Source organism: Pandoraea sp. B-6 (assembly GCF_000282835.1).
GTDB lineage: Bacteria > Pseudomonadota > Gammaproteobacteria > Burkholderiales > Burkholderiaceae > Pandoraea > Pandoraea cepalis.
In genome coordinates, this window is the sequence record NZ_AKXS01000281.1 from 20,753 (window position 1) to 28,552 (window position 7,800).

Sequence of the window (7,800 nt, forward strand, 5' to 3'; positions counted from 1 at the left end):
TGACGTTTGGTGACAAGAGGGCACATCTCGTGCAAATCACATCCGGACAACGAAGCGTCGGTATGACGCGCAGGGTCTTCGGCGGCATCGCCCTGCTGAGTTGCGCGTTGATACTGTCGGCGTGCGGCTTCCAACTGCGCGGCGCGAGCGAGTATGCGTTCCACCGTTTGTATATCTCGGGCGGTGGTCAGATGGCGACCGACATCTCGCGCTACATCCGTTACGGCAGCAAGGACACCGTCGTGGTGACCGAGCCTAAGGATGCCGATGCGCGGTTGGAAATCGTGAACACTACGTCGTCGCGTACGGCCATCAGTCTCGATGCCAATGGCCAGGCACGCGAGTACGAGCTGCGTAGTGCGTTCACCTTTCAACTCGTGACACCGGATGGCACGCCGATCATCCCGTTGAGCACGATTCGCCTGACGCGCAATCTGCCCTACAGCGACAACGAAACGACGGCGCGCGATACCGAAGCCGCTCTGCTCAACCGCGACATGCAGAAAGATGCCGTCGACCAAATCATTCGTCGCATGGAAGCGGTGAAATCCCTGCCGGCGAAGCCACCGGAAGAGTAACGCCTGCCATCATGCAACTGCGTTCCGACGCGCTCGACGCGCACCTCGCCAAGACCCTCTCGCCGATCTACACGATATACGGCGACGAGAGCCTGCTCGTTCAGGAGGCGGTGGATCGCGTGCGCGCGGCGGCGCGTGCGGGCGGTTTCACCGAGCGCGATGTGCTCAGCGTCGAGCGCAGCTTTGACTGGGGCGCGCTCGCGAACGCCGGCCAGTCCATGTCGCTGTTCGGCGACCGCAAACTCATCGAGTTACGCATTCCCGGCGGAAAGCCGGGCAAGGACGGCGGCGCAGCGCTCAAGGCGCACGCCGGTGCCGCGAACGGCGACGTCCTGACCATTGTCACGCTGCCCCGGCTCGATGCGGCAGCGACCAAATCCGATTGGTTCACGGCACTCGATCGCGAGGGCGTGACGATCAAGATCGATCCGGTCGACCGGAGCCGTCTGCCGGACTGGATTGCGCAGCGTCTCGCCGCACAAGGGCAGCGCGTCGAAGCCGGTGAGCCCGGGCGACGTGTGCTGCAGTTCATCGCGGATCGCGTCGAGGGCAACCTGCTGGCGGCCCATCAGGAGATTCAGAAGCTCGGTCTGCTGTATCCGGCGGGTGCGCTTGCGTTCGAGCAGGTGCAGGATGCCGTGATGAACGTGGCGCGTTACGACGTGTTCAAACTCAGTGAAGCCGTCCTGGCAGGCGATACCGCCCGGCTGGTGCGCATGCTCGACGGCCTTCGTGGCGAGGGCGAAGCAGCACCGCTGGTCCTGTGGGCGTTGACCGAAGAAGTACGCACGCTCACCAAGATCACGCGCGGGATGGCGGCGGGCAAGCCGCTTGCGATGTTGCTGCGCGAGTATCGGGTCTGGGGGCCACGAGAGCGCCTGATGGAGCAGGCGGCCCACCGAGTCACACCCGCCAAGCTGGCGCAGGCACTGCAGTTGGCCGCGCGTCTTGACCGGCAGGTCAAGGGGCTGCGGGCCGACGGTCTGTCCGGCGACCCGTGGGACGGCATGCTGCAACTCGGGCTGCTGCTCGCCGGCGAGCGACCGCCGATGGCGCGCTCCGCTCGCGCACCCCGTCCGGTGCACGCGTAGACCGCGCCCAAGCGCTGCCAAACGCCGGAACACCTCCCGGGGCACGGGAGCCGCGCCAGCAAGATCCCCACAATTGACGGACAATCTGGCGCATGACTGGCGACGTGCCGTGTGCTGCCGTCCGAATACCGTGATGACGGCCGGCACCGAAAACCCACCGAACGTACTGGCGATTGCGTCGCCAAGAGAACTGCGAAACAGACGATATGGATATCAAAGCCTACATGCAATCGTTGGGCCAGCGCGCCCGTGAGGCGTCGCGTGCCATGGCGCGTGCCGACACCGCTGCCAAGAATCGCGCGCTGCTCGCGATTGCCGATGCCATCGAGCGCGATGGCGCGGCGTTGCAGGACGTGAATCGCCGCGATCTCGAGCGCGCCCGCGTCAATGGTCAGGACGCCGCGTTCATCGACCGTCTCACGCTGTCGGACAAGGCGCTGCGCACGATGATCGAAGGACTGCGTCAGATCGCGGGCCTGTCGGACCCCATCGGCGAGATCAGCAACGTGCGCGTGCAGCCGAGCGGTATTCAGGTCGGTCAGATGCGCGTGCCGCTGGGCGTCATCGGCATCATTTACGAATCGCGTCCCAACGTGACCATCGACGCGGCTGCGCTTTGCTTGAAGTCGGGCAACGCGACCATTCTGCGCGGCGGGTCCGAAGCCATCGAGAGCAACACGGCGCTGGCCGCCCTCATCGCGCAGGCGCTCGCGGCGAGCGGCTTGCCCGGTGACGCCGTGCAGGTCGTGAGCACGCCCGACCGTGCAGCGGTCGGCGAACTCATCACGATGACCGACTATGTGGACGTGATCGTGCCGCGTGGCGGCAAGAGCCTGATCGCGAGGTTGATGCAGGACGCGCGCGTGCCGATGATCAAGCACCTCGACGGCATCTGCCATGTCTACGTCGACGGTCGCGCCGATCCGGCGAAGGCGCTGGCGATTTGCGAGAACGCCAAGACGCATCGCTATGGCACCTGCAACACGATGGAAACATTGCTCGTCGACCAACAGGCCATCGACCAGTTGCCCGCCATCGCGCGCATGTTCCAGGATAAGCAGGTCGAGTTGCGCGGTTGCGACCGAACCCTGGCGGCGCTCAGCGAAGCCGGCATGACGGGCGTGGTGGCGGCGACCGAAGCGGATTGGTCGACGGAATATCTGGCACCGGTGCTGGCGCTGAAGATCGTCGATGGCATGGCGCCGGCCATCGCGCACATCAATCGCTACGGCTCGCATCACACCGATGCCATCGTGACCGAGGATTACTCCGCCGCCATGCAATTCCTGCGCGAAGTCGATTCCGCGAGCGTGATGATCAACGCGAGCACGCGTTTCGCCGACGGCTTCGAATTCGGTCTGGGTGCCGAGATCGGTATCTCGAACGACAAGCTGCACGCCCGCGGTCCGGTGGGTCTCGAGGGCCTGACGAGTTTGAAGTACGTCGTGTTCGGACACGGCGAAGTCCGCAAGTAAGCCAATTCGTCAGAGACGTCGCATGAAACTGCAAACGCTCGGCCCGGCCGATTTTCAGAAGATGCCGTGGAAGAACGGCCTGGGAGTCACGACCGAGCTGGCGGTGGCGCGACGTCCCGGTGAAGACGGCTTCGATTGGCGCATCAGCACGGCCACGGTCGCCAGCCCGGGGCCGTTCTCCGTGTTCCCGGGCATCGACCGCTCGCTGGCCATCGTGCGGGGCGGCACCCTCACGCTCAATGTCGAAGGCCGCCCGGACGTGACGCTCTCGACGCGCACGCCTCCATACGTCTTCGGCGGCGAGTTGACGGTGAGCAGCACACCGATGCTGGAGACGTCCGGCGTGCCCATCGACGACTTCAACGTCATGACACGTCGCGCCGCATGGCAGCACACGCTGGCGCAGCATCGGCTCGATGGAGACGCCGTGACGTGGTCGCTGCCAACGGACGCCGACGCCGTCGCCTTCCTTTACTGTGCGCAAGGGAAGGTGCGGGCGGTCTTCGCGGACGGCCAAGCCGTGAGCGTTCCCGAGGGACATGCGCTTCGCGTCGACGGTGGTGATGTCTGTGAGCTGCTGGCCGAGGCAAGCCCTGCCCACCTCTTCCTGGCGACGCTCTCGCGACGTTGAACCCCCTGGCCTGTGCCGCGCAGACGCTTACAGGCCGGTCTCCCCCATCCCGTCCGCTCGCGTGACGCCGCGCCCAACGCGCGCCCCCGTCGCCCTCGTATTTTCCCTAGGCCGATCCCGATACTTTTCCAGCGAGCGAAACGGCATACTTCGATTTATCCATATACAAATCAAAGTTCCACCCATGAGACGAACAAATCTTCACGTCGTGCAAGGTGGGGTGGCATGGATCCGCTGAGCGACGTTCTCAACGATCTGCGGGCGGATGCGGTCGTGACAGGTCGCTTCACGTTCGGAGCCCCCTGGTCGCTGCGCAAGCCCGCGATGGACGGTGCGCCGTTTCGCACGGCGACGGGGGAGCCGTTCTATCTCGTCGTGGCTGGCATGGCGCCGGTGCGCGTGGAGCCGGGCGACTGCGTGCTGTTGCCGCATGGACACGAGCACGTGATGTGCTCGTCGCTGGACGAGCCACCGGTGGTCTTCGAGCAATTGATGACGGCGCAGGGCATCGCGCCCCGGCTCGACACACCTCTCGCGTTCCGCGCGGGCGGCACGGGGCCGGTGAGCGACCTCTACACGGGTGTAGTGATGTTCCGGGAGCGCGTGCGCAATCCCTTGCTCGCGTCGCTGCCGCCGCTCATCCATATCCGCGCCGGCGATCCAGCCGTTCCCGCGCGGCTCACCACGACCCTGGCAGGCTTCATCGAAGAGTCGATGCAGTGCGGTGCGGGATGGCGCGTGGCCGTCGCGCGTCTGGCTGACGTGCTGTTCATCCAGATCCTGCGTGCCTATCTCGGTGCCAGCGGCGGCGCGACGACGCATTGGCTACGCGGCATGACCGATCCGCAATTGGGACGCGCCATCGCCTCGATGCACGACGCGCCGCAAAGGCCTTGGACGGTCGAGCAACTGGCCGACATCGCGGGCATGTCGCGCTCGAAGTTCTGCCTGCGCTTTCGCGAACTCGTGGGTGAATCGCCGATGTCGTATCTCACGACGCATCGCATGTACCTGGCTGCGGAGCGTCTGGCGGGCGCGGGCGTGCGCATCGCCGATGTGGCCGATGCCGTCGGCTACGCGTCGGAGAAGGCGTTCACCCGCGCCTTTCGTCGCTGCTACGGCTTGCCGCCGCGCGAATATCTCAGACACTGCGGCCCAGCCAACTGACGCGACTGTCGCGCCTCGCGCGTGAGGGTTTTCCCGTCTCTGGACGAACGGCATCCTTTTCGGGCCGAGCGGTCGTTGTTCGCCAATTTTCTCGTTGTGAGAATTCACTCACCTTCTGCCGGCGCGTCGTAAGACACGCCGGGGCAGACGGCAGTCACAACGGGAGAGTCAATGGAATTCCAACTCAACGGGCGGCCCTTCGTCTTCGACGGCGATGACGGCACGCCTTTGCTGTGGGTCATCCGCGATGCCGCGGGGCTGACCGGCACCAAATACGGCTGCGGTATCGGCGCATGCGGTGCCTGCACGGTACACCTCGAAGGTGTAGCCACGCGCACCTGTGTGCTGCCGGTCTCGGCGGCAGCGGGCAGGCGCATCACGACCATCGAGGCCCTGTCGCCGACACGCGCGCATCCGATTCAGCAGGCGTGGATCGCCACGGATGTGCCGCAGTGCGGCTACTGCCAGTCCGGCATGGTGATGGCCGCGGCGGCGCTGCTCGACAAGCATCCGCATCCGACCGACGCCCAGATCGACGAGGCGATGACCAACCTCTGCCGTTGCGCGACCTATCACCGTATCCGGGAGGCGATCCATGCCGCTGCCAAACGCTGAGCGCACCACGGCTGACGTGAACGAGGCTGCGTCCCATGCTCCCGCGTCGCCGTCCCGCCGTCACTGGCTCAAAGGGATGTCGCTGGCAGCGGGCAGTCTGCTGGTTCCGATTTCGGCGTCGTGGGTGGTCAGTCCCGAAGCGCGCGCGGCGGGCGAGACACTTGTCGAAATCAATGACTGGATCCGCATCGATGCCGACGGCACGACCGTGCTCGGTCTCTCGCAATGCGAAGTCGGACAGGGCGTCTACACCGGTTTGCCCCAGGTGCTGGCCGATGAACTCGACGCCGATTGGCGTCGGGTGCGCGTCGAATTCGTGACTGCGCGCGACGCCTACCGAACGGCTGCGGCCAACGAGGCGTTGCAGCAGTTCGTGGGCGCGTCGATGTCGGCCACGTTGTTCTATGAGCGTCTGCGAATCGCCGGGGCGCAAGCACGTGAAGCTTTGGTCGCCGTGGCAGCACGCCGGTTCGGCGTTCGCACGACCAACTGTGTGACGCATGAGGGCCGCGTCATTCATCCGCAATCGGGCCGCTCGCTCGGCTACGGTGAGCTGGCCGCCGAGGCCGCGACGCTGCCGCTCAATTGGCATCCGCGATTGAAGAACGAAGCTGCCCATGCATTGATCGGGAAGTCGGTGTCTCGTCTCGATACGCCGTCGAAGGTCGATGGCTCGGCCGTCTTCGGTATCGATGTGAAGGTGCCGGGCATGCTCGTCGGCGCCGTGCGCATGGCCCCGACCACAGGAGGCGTTCCGCTGTCGGTGCGCAATCGCGACGCAATCAAGGCGCGCAAGGGGGTGCAAGACGTCGTGCAGGCGAAGGACGCCATCATCGTCGTCGCTAACGATTACTGGTGTGCAAAGCAAGCGTGCGATGCCCTCGATATCGAATGGAAAGCGGGCGCCGCGGCCGACAGCGCGACGATACTCGCGCAGCGCCGTGCCGCGCTTGTCGATGGGAAGGCGGGCGTTGCGACCGACGTCGGCGATGCCCCGGGCCTTATCGCTGCCGGTGCCTCGGGTGCCGCCGGCGGCAAGCGTGTGACGGCCGAATACCACACCCCGTACATCGTCCACGCGACGATGGAGCCGGTGAACGCCACCGTGCACGTGCGCAAGGCGCAGGGTGAGATCGAGGTCTGGGGGCCGATCCAGGGGCAGGACAAAGTTCGCTGGGCGCTAGGCGGCATCTTCAAGCTGCCACCGGAGAAGGTCATCGTGCACACGACCTTCCTCGGCGGCAGTTTCGGACGCAAATACGTGCCCGATTTCGTGATCCATGCGGCGGTGGCATCGGCGGCGGTCGGGCGTCCCGTCAAGGTGATCCGCTCTCGCGAAGACGACATACGACACGGCTTCTATCGTCCCTGCGCCTCCGGTCGTTTCGAGGCGGTGCTCGGTCACGACGGGCTGCCCACGGCCCTGCATGCACGCGTGGCGGGGCAGTCGCTTTACAACGTCATCAAGAAGGACCACTACGAGAAGGCCGGCTATGACGAGACCATGCTCGACGGGCTCTACGACCTCGCGTACGCGGTCCCGAACCTGCGCGTCGAAGGCATCGACGTGCCGCAGCCCAACATTCCCGTGAGCTTCATGCGCTCGGTCGGTTCGACGTCGAGCGTGTTCTTTCTCGAGAGCTTTATCGACGAGATGGCCGACGCCGCCGGTGTCGATCCCGTCGAGTATCGCAAACGCCTGCTCAAACACGATGCGCTCGCAACGCGGGTGATCGAGACGACGGCGGCGTCTGCCGGTTGGCACACGTTGGCGAAGCCCGGCGTGCATCGCGGGTTCGGCTACTGCGCCTATACCGGACGCGGTGCGGCCTTCTCGACCTATGTCGCGCTCGCCGTGGAGCTGCGCGTCGTAAACGAGCGCTTCAAGATCGAACGCGTTGTGTGCAGCGTCGATTGCGGCCGTGCAATCAACCCGAACCTGATCCGCGCGAACATCGAAGGCGGCATCGGATTTGCGCTCACCAATACGTTCAAGAGCCAGATTACCTTCGCCAACGGCGGCGTGGAGCAAAGCAACTTCGGCGACTATCCGCTGCTGTATCTCGTCGAGATGCCGACGATCGAGACTGTGATCGTGCCGAGCGACCGCCCACCTCAGGGGTGTGGCGAAGTGTCATTACCGCCGGTGGCGCCGGCGGTGGCGCAGGCGATCCGTCGCGCCACCGGTGTGCGGGCGCGTTCGATGCCGCTGCCGCAGACCGTCGCGCAGGCGCGTGCGCTCG

General features: G+C 65.4%; 7 protein-coding genes. All 7 read left to right on the forward strand.

Annotation, left to right across the window (positions count from 1 at the left end; all coding sequences use genetic code 11):
- Nucleotides 1-62 precede the first annotated feature (62 nt).
- A complete protein-coding gene (gene lptE / locus A985_RS0102055; RefSeq protein WP_017231765.1) occupies nucleotides 63-578 on the forward strand; it encodes an LPS assembly lipoprotein LptE in 516 nt (171 codons plus the stop codon).
- Nucleotides 579-589: 11 nt separating this feature from the next.
- Nucleotides 590-1,669: a DNA polymerase III subunit delta gene (holA, locus tag A985_RS0102060; RefSeq protein ID WP_017231766.1), complete on the forward strand. Its 1,080-nt coding sequence runs from the start codon at nucleotides 590-592 to the stop codon at nucleotides 1,667-1,669.
- A gap of 206 nt (nucleotides 1,670-1,875) precedes the next feature.
- Nucleotides 1,876-3,144 carry a glutamate-5-semialdehyde dehydrogenase gene (locus tag A985_RS0102065; protein WP_017231767.1) on the forward strand — a complete coding sequence of 423 codons (1,269 nt, stop codon included), beginning with the start codon at nucleotides 1,876-1,878 and terminating at the stop codon, nucleotides 3,142-3,144.
- Nucleotides 3,145-3,166: 22 nt separating this feature from the next.
- A complete protein-coding gene (locus tag A985_RS23860) occupies nucleotides 3,167-3,775 on the forward strand; it encodes a HutD family protein (protein ID WP_017231768.1) in 609 nt (202 codons plus the stop codon).
- A 225-nt stretch (nucleotides 3,776-4,000) separates the two neighbouring features.
- Nucleotides 4,001-4,942 (forward strand): AraC family transcriptional regulator, encoded by a 942-nt coding sequence (locus tag A985_RS29690; RefSeq protein WP_017231769.1) that lies wholly within the window; start codon nucleotides 4,001-4,003, stop codon nucleotides 4,940-4,942.
- Between the two features lie 171 nt (nucleotides 4,943-5,113).
- Entirely contained in the window at nucleotides 5,114-5,557 is a 444-nt protein-coding gene (locus A985_RS0102080; protein ID WP_017231770.1) for a (2Fe-2S)-binding protein, read from the forward strand.
- Between the two features lie 16 nt (nucleotides 5,558-5,573).
- Nucleotides 5,574-7,800, forward strand: a 2,227-nt coding sequence (locus tag A985_RS23865) for a molybdopterin cofactor-binding domain-containing protein (protein ID WP_369751543.1), incomplete at its 3' end; no start/stop codon positions are given.

Excerpts from the sequence above, each read along its gene's own strand:
- lptE (WP_017231765.1), top strand. The coding sequence starts at position 63 with ATGACGCGCAGGGTCTTCGGCGGCATCGCCCTGCTGAGTTGCGCGTTG.
- holA (WP_017231766.1), top strand. The coding sequence starts at position 590 with ATGCAACTGCGTTCCGACGCGCTCGACGCGCACCTCGCCAAGACCCTC.
- A985_RS0102065 (WP_017231767.1), top strand. The coding sequence starts at position 1,876 with ATGGATATCAAAGCCTACATGCAATCGTTGGGCCAGCGCGCCCGTGAG.
- A985_RS23860 (WP_017231768.1), top strand. The coding sequence starts at position 3,167 with ATGAAACTGCAAACGCTCGGCCCGGCCGATTTTCAGAAGATGCCGTGG.
- A985_RS29690 (WP_017231769.1), top strand. The coding sequence starts at position 4,001 with ATGGATCCGCTGAGCGACGTTCTCAACGATCTGCGGGCGGATGCGGTC.
- A985_RS0102080 (WP_017231770.1), top strand. The coding sequence starts at position 5,114 with ATGGAATTCCAACTCAACGGGCGGCCCTTCGTCTTCGACGGCGATGAC.